Origin of the sequence: Methanoculleus sp., from assembly GCF_035363275.1 — an archaeon.
Taxonomy (GTDB): domain Archaea; phylum Halobacteriota; class Methanomicrobia; order Methanomicrobiales; family Methanoculleaceae; genus Methanoculleus.
Genome location: NZ_DAOSET010000008.1, coordinates 38332 through 63390 on the forward strand (window position 1 = coordinate 38332; position 25059 = coordinate 63390).

The window sequence follows — 25059 nt, forward strand, 5'->3', positions numbered from 1 at the left end:
CCTAAATCCCACATGAAATCGGACATTTTAAAAAAACAGAAATTATAACAAAGATGAGATAGATATCGTGAAGCCGGGAGGGTTCCGTCATTTTTGAGAAGTTCCAAAATGAGAACATACCATTACCACAACCAATCATCAGTGTGAAGGGTCTGACCAAGGTATTCGGGCAGGATCCCGGAAAGGCGCTGGAACTCCATCGTTCCGGCCGCTCAAAGCAGGAGATATACAAAGAGACCGGTTCGACACTGGCACTCGATAACGTCTCATTTGAGGTTATGCCGGGCGAGACGTTCGTCCTGATGGGGCTTTCCGGGAGCGGGAAATCGACGCTCCTGCGCTGTATCAACCGGCTTATCGACCCCACCGAGGGTGAGATACGGATCGACGGCGAAGATGTCGTCAGGATGAACCGGGAGGAACTCCAGGCGACCCGGCGGCGCAAGCTGGGCATGATCTTCCAGAGTTTTGCTCTCCTCCCCCATCGGACGGTTCTTGACAACGTCGCCTTCGGGCTTGAGATCCAGGGCATCCCGGCAGACGAGCGTCATAAAAAAGCCGAAGAGGTGCTCCAGATGGTGGGGCTCGGCGGCTACGGGGCGAGCATGCCCGGCGAACTCTCCGGCGGCATGAAGCAGCGGGTCGGGCTCGCCCGGGCGCTCACCAGCGACCCGGACATCCTCCTGATGGACGAGGCGTTCAGTGCCCTCGATCCGCTCATCCGCCGGGACATGCAGGACGAACTGCTGGAGATCCAGCAGCGGCTCGGTAAGACGATCGTCTTCGTCACCCACGACCTCGACGAGGCCTTAAAACTCGGCGACCGCATCGCCCTGATGAAGGACGGCGCGATCGTACAGATCGGCACGCCCGAGGAGATCCTGACGAATCCCGAGAACGCCTACGTCGAGAAGTTCGTCGCTGATGTGGACCTGACAAGAGTTCTCTCGGCAAGCGACGTGATGCGCCATCCCGAACCGGTTGCCCAGTGTACCGCGGGACCCAGGGTAGCCCTGCACCTCATGGAGGAGCACGACATTCCGGGGATATTCGTCGTCACCCGCCAGCGCCTGCTCCGTGGGCGGGTGACCCTCGACGACGCCGTCGAAGCCGTCAAGAAGGGCAAAGCGATGGCGGAAATCCTTATCACCGATATCCCCGTCGTGGCCCCCGACGCATCGCTCTCCGACATCATCTCGCTGATCGTTGGGAGCCCCTACCCTGTGGCGGTGGCGGACGATACGGGCAGGCTCAAAGGAGTCATATCACGCGGCGCCATCCTCGCTGCTCTGGCACGGAAGGGGGAGGATATCAATGCAACTGCCTAAACTCCCCGTGGGAGAGGCCGCCGAGTGGCTCGTTGACTGGATCGAGCTCTACTTCGGCTGGCTTCTTGACGGCATCAGTGAAGGGCTGCGGTATCTCATCGGCGGGTTCCAGGACCTCCTGATCTTTATACCGGCACCCGTCCTGATCCTCCTCGTGAGCGTGCTGGTCTGGTTCGTCACCCGGCGTGATATCAGACTGGCGGGGCTCACCGCGCTTGGCCTGCTGCTGATCTGGGACCTTCAACTCTGGGATCTCGCCATGCTTACCCTGGCACTCGTCCTCGTCTCGACAGTCCTTGCGCTCGCGATATCGATCCCGCTCGGGATCGCGGCTGCGCGGAGCGACCCGCTGAACGCTGCACTCAGGCCGTTCCTTGACTTCATGCAGACCATGCCTTCGTTCGTCTACCTCATTCCTGCTGTGATCTTCTTCGGCCTCGGGAGCGTCCCGGGCATCATCGCGACGGTCGTCTTTGCGATGCCACCGGCGTTGCGCCTCACGAATCTCGGGATCCGACAGGTGCCCCGCGAGTTGATCGAGGTTGCAGACGCCTTCGGCACCACGCCCCGCCAGAAGCTCTTCAAGGTGCAGCTCCCCGTCGCGCTCCCCACCATCATGGCAGGGGTGAACCAGTGCATCATGCTTGCCCTCTCCATGACCGTCATCGCATCGATGATCGGGGCGGGGGGGCTCGGCTACCAGGTGCTTGTGGGCATCCAGCGGGTGGATATCGGGATGGGGTTTGAAGCGGGGCTTGCCATCGTGATCCTCGCGATCATCCTCGACCGGATCACGCAGAACCTTGTGCCGCAGCGTGAGAGCCAGTGACCCATCCCAATAGTATTTTTGAGGGGAACGAGTGGCCGGCTCATCCTCCGGCAAACACGTTCGTATCGACCGAAGAGAGGGTGGATAGTCAGTAGAGGAAAGAGCGTTTTATCGCCGTATGTCCGTCCGATTTGGGTTTTAAAATGGGCCCGTTCGCCAATCGGAACCCGAAAAACCTAAATAACGTTAGACCCATATGTTGAAGCGGTCAAAATCTGGCCTTTTTGCCCTGGGGTGCAAACACGCCAGGAGTGGCATATACCGCCACCTCTGCTCTATGTTCGGGCCATTGGCATCTTGCCGCCCGAACTGTTCGTGAGAACCCGGAACCCCACACAGCCGGATTCTGAACGCCATTTAGCCGCCCAGAAGCGGCAAAAACGATAAGGTGATTATATGGTTCATACGATGAGAAGCACACTCGTACTGGCAGGTATCGTCCTGGTGCTCTGCCTCTTCTCCGCCGGCTGCACCGGCACGGAAGCGACCGAGCCCAAGAAGGAGATCAGCATCGGCTACGTCACCTGGGACTGCGCCATTGCGAGCACCAACGTAATGAAACTGGTCTTTGAAGAAGCAGGATACGACGTCGAACTGATCGCAGTCGACGCAGGACCGCTCTTCCAGGCACTGGCCGGCGGGGATGTCGACTTCACGACGACCGGATGGCTCCCGCACACGCATGAGAGTTACTGGGAGCAGTATGGCGAACAGATCGATTACGTCAGGCCGAACATTCCCGGAGCGGCACGTATCGGACTCGTCGTCCCCACCTACGTGACCATCGACTCGATCGAGGAGATGAACAGTGTCGCTGATCAGTTCGGCGGCAGGATCGTCGGCATCGAGCCCGGCGCGGGCGTCGTGGCCCGGACCGAGCAGGCCATCGATGAATACGGCCTTAATTACAACCTCGTCACCAGCAGCAGCGCCGGCATGGCCGCTGAACTCGGCGCCGCCATCAGCGATGAGGAGTGGGTCGCGGTGACCGGGTGGTCGCCGCACTGGAAGTTCGGCCGTTACGACCTCAAGTTCCTCGAGGACCCGAAGGGTGTCTACGGCGGGGCCGAGGATATCGTGACCCTCGCACGGCAGGATCTCGCGACCGACGACCCGGAGGCCCGTGCAATCCTTGAGCGGTTCGAGTGGACCGGCGAGGATATCGCCTCGGTCATGACCGATATCGCGGGCGGCATGCCTGAAGAGGAAGCCGCACAGAAGTGGATCGACGCCAACAGCGAGAAGGTCGATCTCTGGCTCGGGACAGCATAACCCCCTCTTTTTTCGGCTTTGTTGAAACTCTCTTGGGAGAGTCATCGTTTGTGTCCCAGACACGGATTCCGAGGAGACATCACCATGAGGGGGGTGGGGACAAAGGGAAGTGCGAATGAAGTGAGCATGAGAAGACCTTCGGCCCTCTCGAACTCCTGCCCTACGGACAGCTGTTCGTTGGAACGTCGCACCCTTCGACCCGTCGCTCTTCGCGTGAGCTGAAGTGGACGGCAACACCGGAACAAAAAGAGAGGGGGACCAAATCCCAGATCACGCCGACCCGATGTAGTGCCCGAGCGGTTCGAGGGTGATCTCCTCGCGCTTGATGGCGTCGATCGCCATCGCCGCAGCCCGGGCCGCCTGGAGCGTTGTGATATAGGGTATGCCGTAATCGACGGCGGCCCGCATGATCTGGATGTGGTCCTGCCGCGACGCCTTGTCCGCCGGGGTGTTGATGATCAGCCGGATTCCCCCGGAGCGCATGACGTCGATGACGTTCGGGGACCCTTCCTGGACCTTCCGCACGAGGTTGGTCTCGACGCCGTTCTGGGTGAGGTAATCGACCGTCCCGCTCGTACCGTAGAGGGAAAGGCCGAGGTCGCGGAGCTTTCGCGCGATCGGGAGGAGCTCCTCCTTCTGCTCGTTTGTCACCGATATGAAGACGTTGCCCGTCGTCGGCAGGGTGTTCTCTGCGGCGGTGCATGCCTTGTAGTAGGCACGGCCGAAGTCGTAGTCGATCCCCATCACCTCGCCGGTGCTCTTCATCTCCGGCCCGAGCACGGTGTCCACGCCGGGGAGCTTGTTGAAGGGGAGGAGCACCTCTTTGACCGCGACGTGCTCGATCTCGGGCTCGGCAACATTCATATCGGCCAGTTTCTTGCCGACCATCACCTTCGCGGCGAGCTTCGCGAGCGCGATGCCCGTCGCCTTCGCGACGAACGGCACGGTCCGGCTCGCACGCGGGTTTGCTTCCAGGACGTAGACGACGTCGTTCTGGACGGCATACTGGATGTTGATCAGCCCGACGACACCAAGACCGAGGGCGATCCTCTTCGTGTAGTCGCGCACCCGCGCGATGACAGATGGAGAGAGGGACTGCGGCGGGATGACGCAGGCCGAGTCGCCGGAGTGGACGCCGGCCCACTCGATATGCTCCATGATCCCGCCGATCAGGACGTCCGTCCCGTCGGAGACCGCATCGACGTCGATCTCGACGGCGCCCTGGAGGAAGGAGTCGATCAGCACCGGGTGCTTCTTGCTCACCCGGACGGCCTCTGTGATGTAACTCTCGAGTTCGGCATCGTCGTGGACGAGTTCCATCGCCCGCCCGCCAAGGACGTAGGACGGCCGGACCAGCACCGGGTAGCCGATCGCCCGCGCCATCGTTCGCGCCTCGTCCTCCGAGTAGGCGGAAGAGTTCGCCGGGCTCGGGATATCAAGCCGGGTGAGAAGCCGGCTGAACCGGTCGCGGTCTTCCGCCGCATCCATGGCATCGGGCGACGTGCCGAGGATCCTTGTCGTAAGGCCGAGGCGCCGGATCTCCGCTTCCAGCGGCACGGCCAGGTTCACCGAGTTCTGGCCGCCGAACTGGACCATGACGCCGTAGTAGTCGTCCATCCTGAGGATGTTCACGACGTCTTCAAGCTGCATCGGCTCAAAGAAGAGCCGGTCGGATGTATCGGCGTCGGTCGAGACCGTCTCGGGGTTGTTGTTGACGATGTGGACCTCGATCCCCTCTTCCTCACGGAGCGCCATCACCGCGTGGACGGTGCAGTAGTCGAACTCGATCCCCTGCCCGATCCGGATCGGCCCGGAGCCGAGGATCAGCACCTTCTTCGCGTCGTTTCGGGAGAGTTCGCACCCCTCCTCCCACGTGGAGTAGAAGTAGGGTGTGGTGGCCGGGAACTCCGCGGCGCAGGTGTCCACCATCTTGTAGGTCGGCCTCCCGGCGATAGCCGCGATCTCATCGGGGGTCTTTCCCGTCAGCGCCTGCAGGTCCTCGTCCGAAAAGCCGTAACGTCTCGCGACCCGGATCTCCTCCGGCGCAAAAGCGGTCTCGAGTTTCCGTTCGAGGTCCACAATGTTCTTGATCTTCTCTAAAAAGAACGGCGTGATGGCGGTGAGACCGGCAACCTCCTCGACCGTGAACCCCTCGCGGAAGGCGTCAAAGAGGCACCCGAACCGCTCGTCCGTCGGGGACGTAAGGATCATCCGGATCTCACTCTGGCTCGTGTGCCGCTGCATATCGTTATCGAGCGACCGGAGCGCCTTCTTGAACGCCTCCTCGACCGTCCGCCCGATCGCCATCACCTCACCGGTGCTCTTCATCGCCGTGGTGAGCGTCCGGTCCGCGGACTTGAACTTGTCAAACGGCCACCGCGGCACCTTCACCACCACGTAGTCGACGGCAGGCTCGAAGGATGCCGGGGTGACGCCGGTGACCGGGTTCATGATCTCGTCGAGCCGCAGCCCGATCGCGATCTTCGCCGCCACCCGGGCGATCGGGTAGCCGGTCGCCTTGGACGCGAGTGCGGACGACCGCGAGACCCGGGGGTTCACCTCGATGATCCGATAGTCGCCGTCTTTGTAGGCGAACTGGATGTTGCACCCGCCCTGGACATCGAGCGCCCGGATGATCTTGATGGCAGCGGTCCGGAGCGTCTGGAACTCGTCGTCCCGTAGCGTGAGGATGGGCGCGACGACGACGCTCTCGCCGGTATGGATGCCCATCGGGTCGACGTTCTCCATACCGCAGACGATGATGCAGGTGTCTGCCGCGTCCCGCATCACCTCGAACTCGATCTCCTTCCACCCGGCAACGCTCTCCTCCACGAGCACCTGGTGGATGCGGGAGCGGGTGAGACCGATCTCGATGATCCGCCGCATCTCCTCGGGCGTGTGCGCCACGCCGCCGCCGGAGCCGCCGAGGGTGTACGCCGGCCTGATGATCGCCGGGAGGCCGACCTCGCGGATGGCCTCGTCGATCTGGTTCATATTCTCGAGGATCATGCTCCGGGGGACGGGCTCGCCGATCTCATTCATCAGATCCCGGAACTGCTCCCGGTCTTCTCCCCGGTAGATTGCCTCAAGCGGGGTCCCCAGGATCTCCACGCCCTCAAGCGCACCTATCTCCGCGAGCTCCGCCGTCATGTTCAGGCCGGTCTGGCCGCCCATGCCGCTCAGGATACCGTCCGGCTTCTCTTTCTGAATGATCCTGGCTATGATATCAGCCTTCAGGGGCTCGATGTAGATGACATCGGCCGTGTCCGGGTCGGTCTGGATCGTCGCGGGGTTCGAGTTGACGAGGACGACCTCGACACCCTCTTCCCGGAGCGCCCGGCAGGCCTGCGATCCCGAGAAGTCGAACTCGGCCGCCTGCCCTATCTGGATTGGGCCGGAGCCGATGATGAGGACCTTTTTGATGTGAGATTTCTTCGGCATGACTAGATCCCCCCGTAGACGCGGTCAAAGAAGTGCATCTCCGTATCCCGCGGCCCGCCGTGCGCCTCCGGATGGAACTGGACGCAGGTGATATTGAGATCCGCGTTCTCGAACCCCTCGACCGTGCCGTCGTTCACGTTCCGGTACGAGACGGTGCATCCTTCGGGTAGCGTCTCTTCGTCCACCGCAAAACCGTGGTTCTGTGTCGTGATGTAGATGCTCCCGTCCCGATAACGGACCGGCTGGTTCGTTCCCCTATGTCCGAACTTCATCTTGTAGGTCTCGGCACCGAGCGCAAGGGCGGCTACCTGGATACCCATGCAGATGCCGATGACCGGCACCTCGCCCGCGAGGTCCCGGACGCATCGAATGGCGCCTGTTGCCCGTCGCGGGTCGCCGGGCCCGTTGCTGACGAAGAGTGCGTCGGGCTCTGCCGCCATCACCTCGTCAGGTGTGGCGGTGTGCGGGAAGACGCGGATATCGGCGCCGCGGTGGCTGAGGCTTGAGAGAATATGCCGCTTTACACCGAGGTCGATGACGGCGATCCTTTTTCCGGGGCCGCTGATCCGGTAGGGCTCGGGGCAGGAGACGCTCCCGATCAGATCGAGATCGCTGATAGGAGGGGCAGTCCTGGCGTGCCGGACAGCATCTTCTCCGTCGTCGCTCCCGACGATGAGGGCTGCCCGGAGCGTACCGACCGTCCGGGTCTTTATTGTCAGGCTGCGAGTATCGACGCCCGATATACCCCGAAGGCCGTTTTCTTCAAAATATACTGCAACCGATGGTTGCGTTGTGGGTGTGCGGGAGACCTCCCGCACGACGCAGCCCCGCGCGTGGACCTCTGGACTCTCAAAATTCTGGTGATCTACACCGTAATTTCCGATGAGGGGGTAGGTAAACATCAATACCTGCCCGGCATAACTGGGGTCCGTCAATGCCTCCATGTAACCGGTCATCTGCGTCGAGAAGACGAGTTCACCGGAACATACCCCCTCAACGCCAAAACCATCCCCTACAACAAATGTTCCGTCTTCAAGACCCAGAACCGCCTTCATGAATTACCATATCATGTGGGGCAGATTCCTTATTAACGGTAGTGACGGATCGAACCGCTTCCAGGAACCCCCGCCGGAAATGCGTAGTTACAGAGCGCGGCGGTCCGAAATATTGAAGTTCACAGAGCGCCGGGTGAGACCTGATGACCGGGAGCGCGGAGGAGAAGACCGCAACGATTGAGACACCCGATGGGACGTTTACCGTCAGGCTCACGTGCGAGGATCTCGGGCGCATCTATCCGGGCATGGTCAGGTACACCATCACGGTTATCCGCGGCACCGAGGTGGTCTACACCTATGCCATCAACTCCTACGAGAGCGCACGCCAGGGTTCCCTCCTGGACACCCGGGTGGCGGCCGAGATCGTCTTTGCCCGGCTCGCGCACGACGTGGCATCCCGCCCCCATATCTACACCCGGCCGCGGGTCTTCATCCGGCCGCTTCCGGGCGGCGGCACGACGGACGTCGTCATCCTGCAGGGGAGCCCGCGCCGGTTCGGGAACTCAGCAGCGATTGCGTCATGGTGCGACGACGAGGCCGCCCGATCCGGCCTCTCCTCCCGGATCTTCTTTCTGCAGGAGATGGATATCCGCCCGTGCATCGGCTGCTACACCTGCTACAACAACGGTTACTGCCCGGTTGACGACGATATGCCCCCCATCATCCGTGCAATCGAGTCTGCCTCCGTCCTCGTCGTCTGCACCCCGGTCTACACCGGCACCGTCCCGGCGGGCCTCAAAGCGGTGATAGACCGTTGCCAGTGGCTTCACGCCCGTGAGAAGGTATTGGAGAAAGAGGTGCATGCCCGGGGCCTGCTCGTCGCCGTCGCAGGTCGGCGGGGAGCCGAACCGTTCGTCTGCGTAACACGTGTGGTCGGCATGTTCATGGAGAACCTGGGTATCCGCCCGACCGGGCCGGTGCTGGTCGGCGACCTCGACAGGGTGCGGGATGTGGAGAAGATCGAGGGGGCTGAAGGCGACATCCGGGCGGCACTGCGTGCGCTGCTCGCTCCTCGGGACGAAGAATAATATATTCTCAAATCCCCCACCGATGATGCATGGCAGAAGTGATTGTTGAGATTGTCGGGTTTATGGAGTCCGAATGCGGCCCGTTCCCCTGCGACGAGACGCGATCCTGCGGCCTCGATACCTGTTACCCATCGAATAGCCTGATGGACGCCATCGGCGCCCTGCGCGACGAACTCCTCGACCTGTATGGCGATAGGGTCGAGGTGAAGACGACCCTGCTTGACGAGGCGATGCCCGATCACATCAGAACGATCATCGAGGAACGCCACCCGCCTATCCCGATCATCCTCGTCAACGGGCGGCTTACGTCTATCGGGAGGGTCTCGCTCGACCTGATAAAAGAAGAGATTGAGTATGCTCTTGAAGAGTCTTAGAAGATCTTCTTCAACTCTCCGGTCGCGAGGTCGAAGTACAGGCCGTGGAGCCGGACCCGCCCTTCTTTTTCCGCAGCCCTGACCGGCGGGTAGGTGCGGAGGTGCTCAAGCTGCAGGCCGACGTTCTCAATCTCGATGAGCCGCCGCCGGGTCTTCTCCTCCTCGGGGCTTTGCGGCACCTGCATCCTGGCATCGACACGGCGTTTCGCCTCCATAGCGTTGTTGAGCCAGAGCGGAATGTAGGCGTCCGTGCTCTCGTGGTCAAGGCCCTTTATGGCGCCGCAGTCCGAGTGGCCGCAGACGGCGATATCTCCGACCTTGAGGTGGTTGACCGCGTACTCGAGCACGGTCGCGAAGTTCCAGTCGTGAACCGGGACGATGTTGCCGATGTTCCGCTGTACGAAGATCTCCCCGGCCTTCGAGCCTGTGATGCGCTCGGGATCTACTCGTGAGTCCGAGCACCCGATCCAGAGGACCACCGGGTGCTGGCCTGACGCCAGCGGACCGTAATGCTCAGGGTCTTTGTCGAAATCTTCTTCCAGGAACCGCTTGTTACCCTCAAGAAACTTCTCGATCATCTATGTACTCCATAAGCGTTGTGGGCGACCGTCTCGGATAGGTGCGCCTCTGAAGAGGGGGTTACTCTCGAGGGTTAAAAAGGTATATACCTGCATGTTGCGGGGCAACGCGCAGTCCGGGAGCCGGAGAAACAAACGGCATTCCGGGCCGCGATAGAGCCGAGAATGCCGGAACACCTCTGTACATCAATGCCCGGATCAGGGGCGCGGGGTACCCGGTTCACCATGACGCCGTTACAAGGTACGTTAACAAATTCCAATGGTTTATAACAACTTTCTTCAGCAGGGGCCACGGCGCCGGCGAGGGGTATGCGCTCCCCAAAAAAAGAGGAGTTATCTCTGGACGGCGCCGAGGTTCGCCTGCTCGACGGTCTGCACGTAGCGGGCGAGCACGCCCGTAAGCCGGCGCTCCGGAGGCTTCCAGGCCCGGCGGCGCTCCTCAAGGGTCGCTCTCTCGACAATGAGGTCGAGGGTTTTTGCATAGAGGTCGATCACGATCTCGTCGCCGTCCTCCACGAGGCCGACCGGTCCGCCGACCGCGGCCTCGGGGGCGACGTGCCCGATGCACGGGCCCCGGGTGCCGCCCGAGAAGCGCCCGTCGGTGACCAGGGCAACCCGGGCATAGCCGAGGCCCATCAGCGCCGAGGTCGGCGAGAGCATTTCAGGCATCCCCGGTCCTCCCCGCGGGCCTTCGTAACGGATCACGACGACGTCGCCTTCCGCGATCTCACGGTGAAGGATCGCCTCCATCGCGGCAGCCTCACCGTCAAAAACCCGCGCCGGGCCCCGGTGCCGCCACATCGCCTCAGGTACGGCAGCGCACTTGACGACCGCGCCGTCGGGAGCAAGCGTTCCCCGCACGATCTTCAGGCCGCCCGCCGGGTTGACCGGGGCGTCGGCCGTCTTGATCACGTCCGGGTCGGTGACCTGCGCGCTCTTCGCGATCTCAAGGGTTGAGCGGCCCGAGACCGTCGGGGCGTCGTCGAGGTAGCGCTCGAGCATCTTCAATATCGCGGGGATCCCTCCTGCCCGGTGGAGGGCGAGCATCGAGTGCGGGCCGCCGGGCTGCATGTGACAGATGTGGGGAGTCGCCTCGGCGACGGCGTTGAAGGTCTCAAGGTCGAGCGGGATCCCTGCCTCGCGGGCGACGGCCATCAGGTGAAGCACCGTGTTCGACGACCCGCCAAGCGCCATGTCTACCCGGATGGCGTTCTTGAGGCCTGTAGGGGTGACGATATCCCGCGGGCGGATTCCTTCCCGGACAAGGTCGACCGCCCGCTCCCCGCTCTCGCGGGCTATGCGGAGTTTTGCTGCGTCGACCGCGGGGATGGCGGCACACCCCGGGAGGGAGAGGCCCAGCGCCTCGGTCACGCACGCCATGGTGTTTGCGGTATACAGTCCCTGGCAGCTCCCGCAGCCGGGCATCGCTGCGCACTCAAGGCTCCCGAGTTCCTCTTCGCTCATCGTGCCGGCGGCGACCCTGCCCACGCCCTCGAAGATATCGATGAGGGAGAGTTCGCGGCCCGCTGCGTAGCCGGGGAGCATCGGGCCCCCGGTGACGACGATCGTCGGGATGTTGCACCGCACCGCCGCCATGAGCATACCGGGGACGATCTTGTCGCAGGTCCCGATAGAGACCAGGCCGTCGAACCGGTGCGCCTCGACCATCAACTCGACGGCGTCGGCGATGTTCTCCCGCGAGGGGAGCGAGTAGCGCATCCCCTCGTGGCCCATCGCGATCCCGTCGCAGATGCCGATGGTCCCGAACTCGAACGCCACCCCGCCCGCGGCCGCGATGCCCTCCTGCACTTTCTGTGAGATCGACCGGAGGTGGATATGTCCGGGGACGATCGTGTTATACGCGTTCGCTATACCGATGAAGGGCTGGTCCATCTCCCGGTCGGTCACGCCGAGCGACCTGAGCAGCGCCCGGTTCGGAGCACGCTGGTAGCCTTTCTTAACCGTCTCACTCCGCATGGTAATCCTTGTAGAGGGTAAGCGCGCGGGGGGAGAAGAGGGTTCCGGTTGGGCGGGCTGTGGTGCAGGTGGAATTTCCTTGCGTGACGAAGGCGGGTGGTTTGTCACGTGCGCGAACGCTACCTGGCGCACTCTTTAAGTTATCACATCTCATTCGGCCAAATAGGACCATACACAGATTTCGGGGGGATATCGCCACGCGCTGCCCCCGCCCCTAGGGGGCGGGGGAGGAGGCCGAAGGCCGGGTGGGGTGGGGGTTATAGACTTCCCAGATTGGTGGAGACAGGGGAGGGGGGCAAGCCCCCCTCGCACCTAACGGTGCTCAAGCTCGCTCTCGCTCGCACTCCCCGTCAGCCCCTCCCCCAAGGGCGATAGCCACCACGGTCCAGTGTATCTGGTTATTCCTTGTTTTAACGGTCCAGTTCGTCGCAACATGACATAACAAGCGTCAAAAAAAAGGAACTGCACTGACACAGGGGAAGAGAAAACCTGTTCCTCACCCCTCAAACCCCTCATACAGCTCCACCACGCCGCCGATGACGATCACCGCCGGGGGCCGGACGCCTGCGGCACGGGCTTTTTCGGCGATATCGGCGAGGGTCCCGACCGTCACGCGCTGGTCGGGCCGGAGCCCCCGTTCGATGATCGCGACCGGAGTCGCGGGGTCTTTCCCGTGCGCCGTGAGGGACGCCGCGATGGCCGGGAGGTTCTTGACCCCCATCAGGATGACGAGGGTCCCCTTCAGGCGTGCGAGGACCTCCCAGTCCAGGGCGGACTCGGGCTTCGTCGGGTCCTCGTGGCCGGTGATGAACGTGACCTGCGACGCGTACCGCCGGTGGGTGACCGGGATGCCGACCATCTCCGGGACGGCGATGGCGCTCGTCACCCCCGGCACCACCTCGACGGAGATCCCGTGCGCCCGGAGCGTCTCGATCTCTTCCCCGCCGCGCCCGAAGAGGAAGGGGTCGCCCCCCTTCAGGCGCACGACGGTCTTGCCCGCCTTCACCCGCTCGACCATCAGCACCTCGATCTCGTCCTGCTCGAGGGTGTGGCTGCCGCCGTACTTCCCGCAGTCGATCCGTTCGGCGTCCTCGGGGAGCGTCGCGAGGATCTCCTCGCCCGGGAGCTGGTCGTAGAGGACCACGTCCGCCGTGTCGATCACCTCACGGGCCCTTATCGTCATGAGGCCGAGCCCGCCCGGCCCGGACCCGACAAGATATGCTTTTCCAGTCATGGTGTTATCCCCAGTGCCGCGTAGGCCTCCCGGATAAGGCCGCCCGCCTGCCTGCGCAGGGCCTGCCCGCACTCCCGGGCTTCGCCGACGGTCGCGACATGCCGCTCGATACGCTCCCACCGGGAGCCGTCGAGCGCGAGCACCTCGGCGATCAGGTTCCCGTTCCTGCAGAAGATCCCCTGCGGGGTGAAGCACCCGCCGCCGACCTCCTCCATGACGGCCCGCTCGATCTCCACGTCGAGGCGGGTCGGTGCATGGTCGAGGGCCGCGAGTGCCCCGGCGACGGCCGGGTCGTCCCGGCAGACGACCGCGACGGTCCCCTGGTTTGGGGACGGGACGAACCGGTCGGTGGGAAGGGGTTCCCCGGCAAGCCGGATGCCGAGGCGCTGGAGGCCAGCCTCCGCGAGGACGATGGCGTCGTATTGTCCCTCGCGGAGCTTCCGTAACCGGGTATCGACGTTCCCGCGGAGCTGCTTCACCTCAAGCGCCGGGGCGTCGCGGAGGAGCTGGGCGCGGCGCCGGGTGCTCGACGACCCGATGATGCGGACCGCATCGAGGGGGCACTCGTGCGCAAGAAAGTCAGCGGGCGAGTCCCGCTCGAGCACCGCGCAGCAGACAAGCCCTGCCGGTCGGGCCGCCGGGATATCCTTCATGCTGTGCACCGCGGCGTCGATCTCGCCGCGGAGGATCGCGTCGTCGAGCGCCCGTACAAAGACCCCCTGTCCCCCGATGGCGTGGAGCGGGACGTTGGTCGCGGTGTCGCCCTCCGTCGTGATCGTGATGATTTCCGCCTCGATACCCCGGTCGGCGAGCATGCCGACCACCTTGTTTGTCTGTGCAAGCGCAAGCGCGCTTCCCCGTGTGCCTATGCGAAGAGACATGATCCGTATGCCTCCGCTATCTGTTTGATGTCCTGCGTTGTGTGTGCGGCCGAGAGGAAGTTCGTCTCGAACTGCGACGGCGGGAGGAAGACCCCGGTATCAAGCATCGCCTTCCAGAACCGCGAGAACGCTGCCGTGTCGGACTCCTTGACCTCACGGTAGTCCCGCGGGGCCGAGTCCCGGAAGAAGTGCTTGAAGAGCGAGCCTATCCTGACGAAGGTTCCTCTGCCCACGTCCACGGCGACCTCCCCGATCGCCCGCGTGGCCTCGTCGAGCTGCCGGTAGACCTCCGGGTGCTCGTGGAGGTGGCGAAGCGCCGCATACCCCGCCGCGAGGCTCGCCGGGTTGCCGCTGAACGTCCCCGCCTGGTAGACCGGGCCTGCGGGGGCGACCAGTTCCATGATATCGCGCCGTCCCCCGAACGCCCCGATGGGGAGGCCGCCGCCGATGATCTTGCCGAACGTGGCAAGGTCCGGCTTCACCCCGTAGAACACCTCCGCGCCGCCGATCCCGACGCGGTAGCCGGTGATCACCTCATCGAGGATGAGGAGAACATCGTGAGCGGCGGTGATCTCCCTGACGTCGGCGAGGTAGTCTCCGTCAGGGAGGACCGGGCCGATATTCCCCATGATCGGTTCGAGGATGAACGCGGCGACGTCGTCGTTGGCGAGCAACGTCTCCAGCGCTTCGGGATCGTTGTAGGGGACCTGCCGGGTATGTGCCACGAGGTCCGCGAGGACGCCTGCGGAGTCGGGAACCCCGAGGGTCGTCGCCCCCGACCCGGCCTTCACCAGGACCGCGTCGTGGGCGCCGTGGAACCCGCCTTCGACCTTGATGATGTCCTGTTTCCCCGTGTAGCCGCGGGCGAGCCGGATCGCGGCCATCGTCGCCTCAGAACCCGACGAGACGAACCGGACCATATCGACCGCGGGGTGGTCGGCGGTGATCATCCCCGCAAGGTCGAGTTCGAGCGGCGTCGGCGTCCCGTAGAGCCAGCCCTTCTCGAGCTGCCGTTCGATCGCCTCCCGGACTACCGGGTGCGCATGGCCAAGGATGAGGGGGCCGTAGCCGAGGCAGCAGTCGATCAGGTCGGCGCCGTCGACGGTCGCAAGGTGCGAGCCCGCGGCACGCTCAACGTAGAACGGGTAGGGTTTGATCGCCCGGACGGGGCTGCTGACGCCGCCCGGCATCAGGGTCTTTGCCCGTGCGAAGAGATCACTGCTCTTCATCGAGCCACCTCGCTGCATCTTCTGCAAAGTAAGTGATGATCAGGTTGGCCCCGGCCCGCTTGATGGCGGTGAGGCTCTCGAGGGCGACGGCCCGCTCGTTCAACCATCCGCGTTCTGCTGCAGCCTTGATCATCGCGTACTCACCGCTGACCTGATAGGCCGCCACCGGCAGCCCGAACGCTGTGACGGCCGCAAGGATGTCAAGGTAGATCCCGGCCGGCTTGACCATCAGGATATCCGCCCCTTCGGCCGCGTCAAGCTCCGACTCCATCACCGCCTCGCGGGCGTTGCCCGGGCAGATCTGGTAGGTCGTCCGGTCCCCAAACGAGAACCCCGAGTCCGCCGCGTCGCGGAACGGCCCGTAAAGGGCGCTCGCAAACTTCGAGGAGTAGGACATGACGAGGACATCCGGGTATCCGGCGGCGTCGAGGGCGTGCCGGATCGCCTGCACCATCCCGTCGAGCATGCACGACGGCGCGACGATATCGGCGCCGCTCTCCGCGTGAGAGACGGCTATCTGCGCCATCAGGGCAAGCGAGGGGTCGTTTAAGAGGTCCGGGCCATCAGGGGTCTCCCCGACGATCCCGCAGTGGCCGTGGTCGGTATACTCACAGGCGCAGACATCGGTGATGACCACCATCTCCGGCAACCGCTCCTTGATCTTCCGGGCGGCCCGCTGGACGACGCCGTCGGCCGCGTAGGCGCCGGTTGCCTCGCTGTCTTTTGTGGCCGGAACCCCGAAGAGGAGCACCGCCCGGATACCGGCGTCCCGGAGGCGGGCACAGTAATCGGCGACGCCGTCTACCGGGTGCCGGGACTGCCCCGGCATCGAGGCTATCGGAAATGGTGTACTGATCGATTCGTCCACGAAGACCGGCGCAATCAGGTCGGTCTTCTGCAGTTCTGTCTCGCGGAGGAGCGGCTGGACGATTCGCCGCCGTATCCGTCTCATTCGTCGTTCTGGAAACATGGTTCTCCCCGGGTAATCGCCCTCATCAGGGCCTCTGCCGTTGCTATATCGCCGGATTCTGCGCACGCGCGTATGGACGCGGTCGCATCCGCGAGGAGCTTCTTCGTGAGCGCCCGCGTCAGGTCGTCGATGACCTCCGCCGTGCGGTCGTCCTCCTTCCCCAGGCGGGTAAGCGCCCGGTCGCGTTCACGCGCCCGGATCGACTCTGCCCAGGTGTAGAGGAGGGCGAGCGTCTCGTCGGCCGCGGTCCTCCGGAGGAGCCGGATGAAGTGGTCGAGTTCCTCGTCGATGATACCCCGTGCCCGGTCCGCTTCGCTCCTCCGGGAGTCCATGGCGGCGTCGTTGATGTTTTTGAGGTCGTCGATCGTGAAGAGATGCACGCCCTCGATCGAACGCACCCCCTCCTCGACGTCGCGGGGCTGGGCGATGTCGATGAGGACAAGGTGGCGGGGGTGCGGGTCGAGCGGCCAGAGCCGCTCCTCCATCGCCTTCCCGACCTCCTCGGCGCGGATGACCGGGTGCGGCGCGGCGGTGCAGGAGATGACGACGTCGGAGAGCGCGATGTAGCGGTAGAGGTCCTTGAAGTTGACCGCCCGCCCCCCGATCTTATCCGCAAGCATCACCGCGTGCTCATAGGTCCTGTTCGCGACATAGATGGCCGTGAGGCCCTTGACAGCGAGCGCCTGCGTCACCAGAAGCCCCATCTCCCCGCTCCCGACGACCAGGATGTGCCGGTCGCAGAGGCTGCCGAGGAGGTTCTCTGCAAGCGTCACGGCTGCAGAACCGACGGAGACCGCTCCTTGGTTGATCTGAGTCTGGCGCCGGACCCTGACCCCCACGTGCACCGCCTTGTTGATGCAGAGTTCGATGACGCTGCTCGCGGCCCCCGCCTCCTGTGCGGTCGCGAGCGCTCGCCTGAGTTGCCCGAGGATCTGGTCCTCGCCGACGACGAGGGAGTCGATGCCCGCGGCCAGTTCCAGGAGGTGATGAGCCACGGCCTCGCCCTCGATGACCGCAAAACCGCGTCTGCCCCGCTCCTGCAGGAACCCTTCAAGGCTCCGTGCGTCGCCCTGCACCAGGACCTCGACGCGGTTGCAGGTCTGGAGAAGGAGAGCGCCCTTGAACCGTTCCCGCGCCTCACGAAGGAGCGCCGCCTCGTCGGGGAACCGGAAAGCCTCGAGCGTGGCGATATTCGCGGTGTGGTGGTTCACGCTCGCGAGCGCGAGCGGGGTCGTGAGCGGTTCAGGCATGCAGGTACCTCTCGACCGCCATCGCGCGTGCCCGGTCGTAGTCGGCGGCGAGCGCCTTCCAGACCTCGTCGTCCTCGAGGATGCTCCAGAGGATGCGGGATCGCTCTGTCTGCACCGGTTCGGTCTCCCGGAGCATCGAGCGCACCTCTTCCTGCAGGTCGATCATCCGGTCAAGGTCCGCATACTCCTTCTGGAGCCTCATGCGGAGGTAGCGAGCGACGGCGGGGCTCTTTCCGCGGGTGCTGATCGCGACCAGGTAGCGGCCGCCCCGGACGACCGAGGGGATGATGACGTCCCCGGACTCACCGGCGGCGTTGTTGAAGAGGACGCCGGAACCGGCGCACGCCCGCCCGATACGGTCGTTGAGCCCCGGGTCCGGCGTCGCGGCCACCGCGAGGAACGCGTCCTCGAGGAGGGCGCGGAGCGCCGGATCCGGGAGGGTCGAGAGGTCGGCCTCCTGCCGCCTGATCGCGAGACCATCAAGGTTCGGTGAGAACGAACGGCTGATAACCGTCACCGCCGCCTCATGCTCAAAGTATGCAGCCTTTCGGGCACCGACGTCGCCTCCCCCGAAGATGAGCACCCTTTTGCCCTTCAGGTCAAGCATGAGAGGGATCATTCCTTCTATACTCTGGTGAACGGACTAGATTAAGGTGTTGAAAAACAGGTTCCCTCAGAAACCCGTGAGCATACGACACGTGGTCGGATCACCGGGAGCCGCTTGCCAAAACAAGGTATTAATGAGACGGAGATCATCTACGTGAGTGATATGGCTGAAAATATGTATGCATTCAGCAGACTGGACGGTGCCTTTCAGCGCACGAAAAGCCTGCTCTGGCCGATCAGATGGGGCGTCTGGCTTCGCCTGGCCCTGATTGCGCTCTTCGTGGGAGGGGGCGTCAGTTTCCCGAACACTTCCGGGTATACCTTCGACGAAGGCGACCTCCCGGCCGGCGTTGTGGAGTCTCTTCCCGATATCGCGCCGCTCATCGTGGCGTTCATCCTCATCGTGCTTGCGATCGCTCTCATCTGGTGGATCATCGGCACGGTGATGCAGTTCGTCTTCGTCGATATGCTCCGGACGGGTGATATTCATATCAGGCGCTTCTTTGGAGAACGGCTCGGCAAAGGAGTCCGGCTCTTTCTCTTCGAGGCAGCCCTCACGCTGATCCTGATCCTCGCCATGATGGCGTTCATCCTCATGCTCGTCGGGCTCGGGGGGTCGGGTGGCGGCGGTGTTGCATTCATCCTTCTGTTCATTCCGTTCATCCTGGTCGCAGCCCTCCTCTTCGGCCTCATCTTCCTCCTGACCCACGACTTCGTCGTCCCGATGATGATCCACGAGGACTGCGGGGTCATCGAGGGCTGGCGGCGGCTTATCGGGGTGATATCGGCCAACGTCTGGCAGACCGTCGTCTACGTCGTCACCAGGTTCGTGGTGGGCCTCATCGCCGGAATCGTGCAGGCGGTCCTGGTCATCCTCGCGATGCTGATCATCGCGATACCGTTCGTGCTCATCGGGATCGTCCTCCTCGCTGCAGCCCTGGCCAACTACGTGCTGCTCCTCGTCCTCCTCATCCCCTACCTCGTCGTCGCCGTCCCGGTTGCGCTCCTGATCGCGGTGCCGTTCGTCACGTTCTTCCGGTACTACGGGCTGCTGGTGCTTGAGGGGCTCACGCCGGAGTACCGCCTCCTCCCCGAATAACTCTTTTTTTTAGCCCGGAAGAAGAACCGTTTCGGTTATGTCATGACCTGTCGGCGGAGTTGCCCGTGGAAGAGAAAGACTCTTCCATTCATGAGACCATGAATCACGATCAGCAATGGTCGATATCGAGCCGCTGGTGATCCTTGCCCTGGCGCTGGGGCCGGGAGTATTCTGGGCGTGGTATTTCTACCGCAGGGACAAGTTGAATCCCGAACCGGCGGCGTTGATCGTGAAACTCTTCCTCCTCGGCGTCCTCGTCACGTTTCCCGTGGCCTTCGTCGAGGGATTCTTCGGCCTCTTCATCGCGTCCTCGCTGGCCATGGGCGCCGTCGTCGCGCCGATCGTCGAGGAATACGGCAAGTTCTGGGTCGTCCGACGGTTCGCTTACCCGAACACCGAGTTCGACGAACCGATGGACGGCATCGTCTACGCCGCCGCCGCCGCTCTCGGGCTTGCGTCGCTCGAGAACGTCCTTTACGTCTTTGCGGCATACGTGACGTCGCCGGAGCTCGCCCTCAGCACAATCGTCGTCCGGGCGATCTTCTCGGTCCCCGGGCACGCGCTTTTTTCCGGTGTCTGGGGCTACGCCCTCGGCCGGGCCAAGTTCGCGCCCGCAGAAGAGCGTTCGGGGATCGTCCTCCGGGGGCTTGCTCTCGGGATGGTGCTGCACGGCATCTTCAATTTCCTGCTCTTCTCCTCCGAGATCGTCGCCTACGCCATCGCTGTCTTCATTCTGGTCCTGACACCGGGGCTCTGGATACTTGCAAACCGAAACATCAGGCAGGCGCTCAACCACGGGGGACGGTGACTGCTCCCACGACTAAATTCGTGGGCATCTACGGATGTTATCCGAGAGATTGCAGCCCCAATCTCAAGATATTGATCGCCGCGTTCTGGTCCCGATCCAGTTCCAACCCGCAATGCGGGCAGGAGTGAACTCGGTCAGAAAGGTTCTTGACGACGATCAGGCCACATCGGGAGCACATCTGCGAGGTGTTTCTGGGGTTCACCACGATCACCTGCGAGCCAGCATCCTCCGCTTTGCTCGTTGTGATCGTGACAAACTGGTTCCAGGCCACATCGGCTATGTTTTTCGCCAGATAGGGGTTCTTTTGCATATCTCTGATATTCAGATCCTCGAACACAATCGTCCCGAACCTGTTCATCACCTTCCGGGAGGTTTGGTGAGCAAAATTGAGCCGTCTGTTGGCGATCCGTTCATGGACGTGTGCGACGATCTTCCGGGCCTTCTTCCGTTCAGGAGTGCCCTTCTCTGCCTTCGAGAGTTTCCTCTGCGCCTTGGCAAGAGCTTTCTCGTCGGTGCGGAAGAACCGAGGGTTCTCGATCTTCTCCCCATTCGAGAGCGTGGCGAAAGATTCGAGACCTACATCTACCCCGACTGCGGTCTCCTTCCTGGGTGCTGGATCGGGATCATACTCGACCGAGAAGCAGGCATACCACTTCCCGGTTGCCGACCGCCGGACTGTGAGGGTCTTAATCGTCCCTTGGATCGGGCGGTGGAGGACGATCTTCACATCCCCGATCTTCGAGAGGTTGAGCCGATCTCCGACGAACTTGAACCCGCCTTTCTCAGCCTGCGGGTACGTAAAACTGTCATATCGCCCCTTCCCCTTGAATCGAGGGTATCCGGGGTTCTCCCCGGCTTTCACTCGCCGGAAGAAGGCTTTGAGCGCGAGATCCACCCGAACCTGAACGTTCTGGAGGGTCTGAGCATAGACCTCCTTCAGTTCAGGCCGTTCGCGTTTCCACTGAGTCAGGATCTTGTTTGTTTCATACAAGGAAACCGAACGCTGTTCCTGTTCCCAGGCGGTCTTTCGCAATGCGAGCGTGTCGTTGTAAATCCACCGGCAAATCTCAAGTGTCCGCTCTAACTGAGTGACCTGAGATTTCGTCGGATAGATCCGGTAACGATACGTTCTACGGATTGTAACACTCTATCGACCTGTGCTTAGATATGGTTGTCGGTGGCATTCATCCCACGACGGAAGTCGTGGGCTCTCTGCCTGTTTGATCGTAGGCGCGCGACCGTCAGCATAGCGGGGATTCGTCCCGGGGAAAATCCGCTCCCGGACGAGATCCTGCAGCGACGGCACCGCCCGATCCGGGTCACGATTCGATAGGCTTATTAGCCAGAGAATCCCATGTTGTAAGGCACACAGTGCGAAAGCACAGTTGTGCGCCGATAGTGTAGTGGTTATCACTAGGCGTTGCCAACGCCTAAACCCGGGTTCGAGTCCCGGTCGGCGCATCCGAACACAGGTTCGATCCTTCTTTGATTTTTACCCCCGGGAGCGAAGCGTCGGTAATCGGCGCGGAATGTTAACCGCCTCATCGTTCTCCTTCTTCCTGTAACGAGGGCTCCTGCCGGCTGGAGCCTTTGGACGGGTGAAAGCCGGAGAAGAAGAACCTGGATTTCTCTACCGGCAGCATTGCCGATGCCGGGGTTGAGAAACTCCGGATGCCCCCATTTAAACGGGGGAGCGGTCACAGGAGCGAAAGAAAGTCCTCGACAGTCATGCCCGCATCGGCGATCAGGTTTCTTAGCGTTCCCCGCTTGAGTTCGGTATGAGCCGGGACAGAGAGGAGGGCCGGAGATGCGTGGTTGACCATAATGACATGGCTGCCGGTCTGGCGGGCAACCGTCCAGCCCATCTTAGAAAAGGCCTTAACGGCTTCTTTTCCTGATATAACCGGTAATTTTCCCATGAGTTACAACGCAACATCAGCCAGGTGTTCGCCGGGTTGCTGCGTCACCCGATCGTTGAGCACCTCAATACATCCGGAGATGGCATCTTTGATGTTCTCGAGGGCTTCTTCAACGGTCTCACCCTGCGAGTGACACCCGGGAATTGCGGGGCAACTCACAACGTATCCGCCGTCCTCCGGATCTTCCCTGACGATAACCCGAAATTTCATCTGTACGCACCAGATTATCTCTATGGTCTCCCGGAGTAATCAGGGTTTGCCCGGGCCTGATAAACCACCTTCGCAGGTTGCCCGGGAGACGCTTACTGTCAAAGATCGCATCCCATAGTCCCTGCGCAGCTTCGCACCTGCCGGATGCATCCATCGATCGGCGCGGAACCATTATCACCGTCACGGTCACTCTCCCGCTACAATGGGACTACGGCAGGGGCTCTCGCAGTTCGACCTGACGAATATCATCGTCGGGGCGATCGTCGGCGCCGACATCTACATCGCATCGGCGCTCACGGCCGGCCTGGTCGGCCCGTTCTCGATCGTCCTCTGGGCGGTGGCCGGGCTCTTCGCCATAGCGATCGCGATGGTCTTTGCCTACTGCAGTTACTACGTCCCCCGTGTCGGCGGGCCGTTCGCCTACGTCTCGGAGGCGTTCGACGACTTCTATGGGTACCTCGCCGGCTGGAGCATGTGGATCGCCGAACTCCTCGCTCTCCCGGTCTTTGCAATCGCGTTTGCAAACTACCTCCAGGCGCTCGTCCCCCTCACCCCGGTTGCAAAGGTCGCCGTCCGGGCGCTCTTCGTAGCGTCCCTGACGCTCGTCAACATCGTCGGTGTCCGGGCCGCAGGAAGGCTGAACGATGCCCTGACGCTCATCAAACTCTCTCCCCTGCTCCTCCTCGCCGTGACGGGGTTCGGCGTCTTCATCGTCCGGCCGGAGACGTTCGTCGGGAACTACACCCCGCTGCTCCCGCTCGGCCTGCAGAATGCTGCCCACGCTCTGGTCCTGATCTTCTGGGCATACGCCGGGTTCGAGCTGGGGACGCTCCCGGCCGGCGAGGTCGAGAACCCGCAGAAGGCCATCCCCCGCGCCATCGTCACCGGGATGCTGATCGTCTCCTTCTTCTACCTCTCGACGAACTTCGTGCTCTTCGGGGTCGTCAACTGGACCGAACTCGACCAGAGCACCGTGCCGCTCGTCGTCGCCGGCACCGCCCTCTTCGGGTCGGCAGGAGCGCTCATCATGACGGTCGGCGCCCTCTTCTCGGTGGCCGGGTCGGACGAGTCGGGGATGCTCGGCAGCGCACGGCTCGCGTACGCGATGGCGATCGACGGGCTCTTTCCCCGTGCGTTCGCGAAGATTCACCCCCGCTACAATACGCCTTACGTGGTCCTCATCATCCAGGGAGCGATCGCCTTCGTCCTCTCGAGCATTGGAAACCTTCCCGGGCTGATATCCTTCGCCGTCCTCAACCTCGCGTTCTCGTTCCTGCTCACCTGCTTTTCCCTCATCGTTTTACGGAGCGACGGCGCTGCGGACCTCCGCGGCCAACACCTCCTCCCCCTTGCCGGCATCGCGATCTGCCTCTTTCTCCTCTTCTCAACCACAACCTTCGATAAGGTTACGGGGGTCCTGGTCATCCTGGCGGGTATCCCGATCTACCTCTATTACTCACCGAAAACCGATATCCGTCATCTCAAAGACGTCTTTCTCTCCGAGGAGGCCGTATTCCTGCGGCGTCTCGAGGCGAAGGAGACGTATCTCGCAAACCTCCTGGCCCTCACCCACACGGTCTTCCGGAGGATCCGGCGGCGGGGCAGCCGCGAACCTGGAGCGAGGTAGCACTCACCGCGCCCGGCCCGACCCCAGCAGCCGCGCCATCTACACCGTCGCCACGGCCCTGCACTTCCCGATCACCGACGACGACCGGGTCGGGCGCCGGGCGCTCTCCGCGGTCCCCGCCGGCGGCGTAACGAGGAGGTTTTGGCCGTATCACGCAAAGGGATGCTTCGCGGTATCCTTCCGGGCGAGCACCTTGCTCAGCGTCGGGGGCCTTGCGGGAAGGTTCGGGGTGAGGACGGCCAGGAGCGGCGTGTGGCCCCGTGCGGGCGATGCGAGCGCCGTGACGAACGCCTCTTCCACGCTGCTCCCCTTCTTGATGACAAAGTCGACATGGACAACCTCCGGCCCCTCCCGAACCATACCCTTATATTTCCCGCTCCGTATTATAGTCGAAAGCGCAACTGCCTCTGCAGTTGTGCCTTCTCCAGGTCTCAGCGGAACGCATCCTCCCTGGAGAGAGGGGCGCGTTGCGGATGCACCGGATCTATCGGGGGGCTGTCGTGGACTCGATCAGGGTTGCAATTATCGGTGTCGGGAACTGTGCCAGTTCGCTGCTTCAGGGCATTGAATACTACCGGGGAGGGAGCGAAGAGAGTGCAATCGGGTTGATGCACTGGAACCTCGGCGGCTATCTGCCGTCCGATATCAACGTGGTAGCGGCATTCGACATCGATGCAAGAAAGGTCGGGAAAGACGTCTCGGAAGCCATCTTTTCACCCCCGAACTGCACAACCGTCTTCTGCCCCGCAATACCGAAGACCGGCGTGACCGTCCGGATGGGCCGGGTGCTGGACGGCTTTCCCGAACATATGCTGAGTTACAAGGAGGAGTGCAGGTTCGTGCTCGCCGATGAGGAGGAGGCATCTCGTGAAGAGGTCATCCGGGTGCTCGAAGACTCGGGCGCAGAGATGCTGCTCAACTACCTCCCTGTGGGATCGGAGGAGGCTGTACGGTTCTATGCCGATTGTGCTCTCGAGGCGGGGGTCGGCCTCATCAACAACATGCCGGTCTTCATCGCAAGTGACCCTGCCTGGGCAGAGAGGTTCTGCGCAAAGAGGCTTCCGGTCATCGGCGACGACGTCAAGGCGCAGCTCGGGGCGACGATCACCCACCGGGTTCTCGCCGACCTCTTCCGGCAGCGGGGGGTGAAACTGGACAGGACCTATCAACTGAACACCGGCGGCAACACGGACTTCCTGAACATGTTGAACAGGAGCCGTCTTGCCTCAAAAAGGGAGTCCAAGACCCAGGCGGTGCAGTCGGTCCTCGATATGCCTCTTGATGACGATGATATCCACATCGGTCCGAGCGACTACGTCTGCTGGCAGAAGGACAACAAAGTCT

Annotated in this window: 23 protein-coding genes and 1 tRNA gene; 10 read left to right on the forward strand and 14 right to left on the reverse strand. The window is 62.7% G+C overall.

Features of this window, described 5'->3' with window-relative positions; all coding sequences use genetic code 11:
- The first annotated feature begins 143 nt into the window (after window positions 1–143).
- The 3 genes from PLN84_RS02810 to PLN84_RS02820 all read left to right on the forward strand — a co-directional run bounded on the left by PLN84_RS02810 (window position 144) and on the right by PLN84_RS02820 (window position 3429).
- Entirely contained in the window at window positions 144–1328 is a 1185-nt protein-coding gene (locus PLN84_RS02810) for a glycine betaine/L-proline ABC transporter ATP-binding protein (RefSeq protein WP_348531891.1), read from the forward strand.
- On the forward strand, window positions 1315–2157 hold the full coding sequence (locus tag PLN84_RS02815) for a proline/glycine betaine ABC transporter permease (protein ID WP_292385348.1): 843 nt from the start codon (window positions 1315–1317) through the stop codon (window positions 2155–2157). Before PLN84_RS02810 ends, PLN84_RS02815 begins: the two co-directional genes overlap by 14 nt.
- 408 nt (window positions 2158–2565) lie before the next feature.
- The gene (locus PLN84_RS02820; RefSeq protein WP_299953020.1) at window positions 2566–3429 is read left to right on the forward strand and encodes a glycine betaine ABC transporter substrate-binding protein; all 864 of its coding nucleotides are present in this window, start codon (window positions 2566–2568) and stop codon (window positions 3427–3429) included.
- Between the two features lie 270 nt (window positions 3430–3699).
- Here PLN84_RS02820 and carB read toward each other — a convergent pair whose 3' ends face one another.
- Window positions 3700–6870: a carbamoyl-phosphate synthase large subunit gene (gene carB / locus PLN84_RS02825; protein WP_292385344.1), complete on the reverse strand. Its 3171-nt coding sequence runs from the start codon at window positions 6868–6870 to the stop codon at window positions 3700–3702.
- A 2-nt stretch (window positions 6871–6872) separates the two neighbouring features.
- Complete coding sequence (carA, locus tag PLN84_RS02830) at window positions 6873–7925, reverse strand: glutamine-hydrolyzing carbamoyl-phosphate synthase small subunit (RefSeq protein WP_292385342.1); 1053 nt, start codon at window positions 7923–7925, stop codon at window positions 6873–6875.
- Between the two features lie 143 nt (window positions 7926–8068).
- Between carA and PLN84_RS02835 the strand changes: the two genes are divergently transcribed.
- Both PLN84_RS02835 and PLN84_RS02840 read left to right on the forward strand, forming a co-directional pair.
- Entirely contained in the window at window positions 8069–8953 is an 885-nt protein-coding gene (locus tag PLN84_RS02835) for a flavodoxin family protein (RefSeq protein WP_292385339.1), read from the forward strand.
- A gap of 29 nt (window positions 8954–8982) precedes the next feature.
- Window positions 8983–9327: a hypothetical protein gene (locus PLN84_RS02840; protein WP_292385337.1), complete on the forward strand. Its 345-nt coding sequence runs from the start codon at window positions 8983–8985 to the stop codon at window positions 9325–9327.
- Here PLN84_RS02840 and PLN84_RS02845 read toward each other — a convergent pair.
- The 8 genes from PLN84_RS02845 to PLN84_RS02880 all read right to left on the reverse strand — a co-directional run bounded on the left by PLN84_RS02845 (window position 9324) and on the right by PLN84_RS02880 (window position 18065).
- Entirely contained in the window at window positions 9324–9905 is a 582-nt protein-coding gene (locus PLN84_RS02845; protein ID WP_292385335.1) for a carbonic anhydrase, read from the reverse strand. The two genes, PLN84_RS02840 and PLN84_RS02845, sit on opposite strands and share 4 nt — an antisense overlap.
- A gap of 333 nt (window positions 9906–10238) precedes the next feature.
- The gene (ilvD, locus tag PLN84_RS02850; RefSeq protein WP_292385332.1) at window positions 10239–11882 is read right to left on the reverse strand and encodes a dihydroxy-acid dehydratase; all 1644 of its coding nucleotides are present in this window, start codon (window positions 11880–11882) and stop codon (window positions 10239–10241) included.
- A 496-nt stretch (window positions 11883–12378) separates the two neighbouring features.
- Window positions 12379–13116 carry a uroporphyrinogen-III C-methyltransferase gene (gene cobA, locus PLN84_RS02855; RefSeq protein ID WP_348531892.1) on the reverse strand — a complete coding sequence of 246 codons (738 nt, stop codon included), beginning with the start codon at window positions 13114–13116 and terminating at the stop codon, window positions 12379–12381.
- Window positions 13113–13997 carry a hydroxymethylbilane synthase gene (hemC, locus tag PLN84_RS02860; RefSeq protein WP_348531893.1) on the reverse strand — a complete coding sequence of 295 codons (885 nt, stop codon included), beginning with the start codon at window positions 13995–13997 and terminating at the stop codon, window positions 13113–13115. Before hemC ends, cobA begins: the two co-directional genes overlap by 4 nt.
- Window positions 13982–15226: a glutamate-1-semialdehyde 2,1-aminomutase gene (hemL, locus tag PLN84_RS02865; RefSeq protein ID WP_348531894.1), complete on the reverse strand. Its 1245-nt coding sequence runs from the start codon at window positions 15224–15226 to the stop codon at window positions 13982–13984. Before hemL ends, hemC begins: the two co-directional genes overlap by 16 nt.
- The gene (hemB, locus tag PLN84_RS02870) at window positions 15213–16196 is read right to left on the reverse strand and encodes a porphobilinogen synthase (RefSeq protein ID WP_292385324.1); all 984 of its coding nucleotides are present in this window, start codon (window positions 16194–16196) and stop codon (window positions 15213–15215) included. Before hemB ends, hemL begins: the two co-directional genes overlap by 14 nt.
- On the reverse strand, window positions 16175–17446 hold the full coding sequence (hemA, locus tag PLN84_RS02875; RefSeq protein ID WP_292385322.1) for a glutamyl-tRNA reductase: 1272 nt from the start codon (window positions 17444–17446) through the stop codon (window positions 16175–16177). Before hemA ends, hemB begins: the two co-directional genes overlap by 22 nt.
- Entirely contained in the window at window positions 17439–18065 is a 627-nt protein-coding gene (locus PLN84_RS02880; protein WP_292559232.1) for a bifunctional precorrin-2 dehydrogenase/sirohydrochlorin ferrochelatase, read from the reverse strand. Before PLN84_RS02880 ends, hemA begins: the two co-directional genes overlap by 8 nt.
- Window positions 18066–18215: 150 nt before the next feature.
- On the opposite strand from PLN84_RS02880, the gene PLN84_RS02885 reads away from it, so the two are divergent.
- Both PLN84_RS02885 and PLN84_RS02890 read left to right on the forward strand, forming a co-directional pair.
- Complete coding sequence (locus PLN84_RS02885; RefSeq protein ID WP_292385318.1) at window positions 18216–19151, forward strand: hypothetical protein; 936 nt, start codon at window positions 18216–18218, stop codon at window positions 19149–19151.
- Window positions 19152–19266: 115 nt separating this feature from the next.
- Window positions 19267–19959 carry a PrsW family intramembrane metalloprotease gene (locus PLN84_RS02890; protein WP_292385316.1) on the forward strand — a complete coding sequence of 231 codons (693 nt, stop codon included), beginning with the start codon at window positions 19267–19269 and terminating at the stop codon, window positions 19957–19959.
- A gap of 37 nt (window positions 19960–19996) precedes the next feature.
- On the opposite strand, the gene PLN84_RS02895 is transcribed toward PLN84_RS02890, so the two are convergent.
- Window positions 19997–21097 (reverse strand): transposase, encoded by a 1101-nt coding sequence (locus tag PLN84_RS02895; RefSeq protein WP_292385414.1) that lies wholly within the window; start codon window positions 21095–21097, stop codon window positions 19997–19999.
- Window positions 21098–21348: 251 nt separating this feature from the next.
- Between PLN84_RS02895 and PLN84_RS02900 the strand changes: the two genes are divergently transcribed.
- A tRNA-Gly gene (locus PLN84_RS02900) sits at window positions 21349–21420 on the forward strand.
- A gap of 236 nt (window positions 21421–21656) precedes the next feature.
- Here the strand turns inward: PLN84_RS02900 and PLN84_RS02905 are convergent.
- Both PLN84_RS02905 and PLN84_RS02910 read right to left on the reverse strand, forming a co-directional pair.
- Window positions 21657–21878, reverse strand: a complete 222-nt coding sequence (locus PLN84_RS02905; protein ID WP_292385314.1) for a type II toxin-antitoxin system HicA family toxin — start codon at window positions 21876–21878, stop codon at window positions 21657–21659.
- Window positions 21879–21881: 3 nt separating this feature from the next.
- The gene (locus PLN84_RS02910; RefSeq protein ID WP_292385312.1) at window positions 21882–22088 is read right to left on the reverse strand and encodes a type II toxin-antitoxin system HicB family antitoxin; all 207 of its coding nucleotides are present in this window, start codon (window positions 22086–22088) and stop codon (window positions 21882–21884) included.
- 202 nt (window positions 22089–22290) lie between these two features.
- On the opposite strand from PLN84_RS02910, the gene PLN84_RS02915 reads away from it, so the two are divergent.
- The gene (locus tag PLN84_RS02915) at window positions 22291–23715 is read left to right on the forward strand and encodes an amino acid permease (protein ID WP_292385310.1); all 1425 of its coding nucleotides are present in this window, start codon (window positions 22291–22293) and stop codon (window positions 23713–23715) included.
- Window positions 23716–23865: 150 nt separating this feature from the next.
- Here the strand turns inward: PLN84_RS02915 and PLN84_RS02920 are convergent, their stop codons facing one another.
- Entirely contained in the window at window positions 23866–24075 is a 210-nt protein-coding gene (locus tag PLN84_RS02920) for a formaldehyde-activating enzyme (RefSeq protein WP_292385308.1), read from the reverse strand.
- 113 nt (window positions 24076–24188) lie between these two features.
- On the opposite strand from PLN84_RS02920, the gene PLN84_RS02925 reads away from it, so the two are divergent.
- Window positions 24189–25059, forward strand: an 871-nt coding sequence (locus tag PLN84_RS02925; protein WP_348531895.1) for an inositol-3-phosphate synthase, incomplete at its 3' end; no start/stop codon positions are given.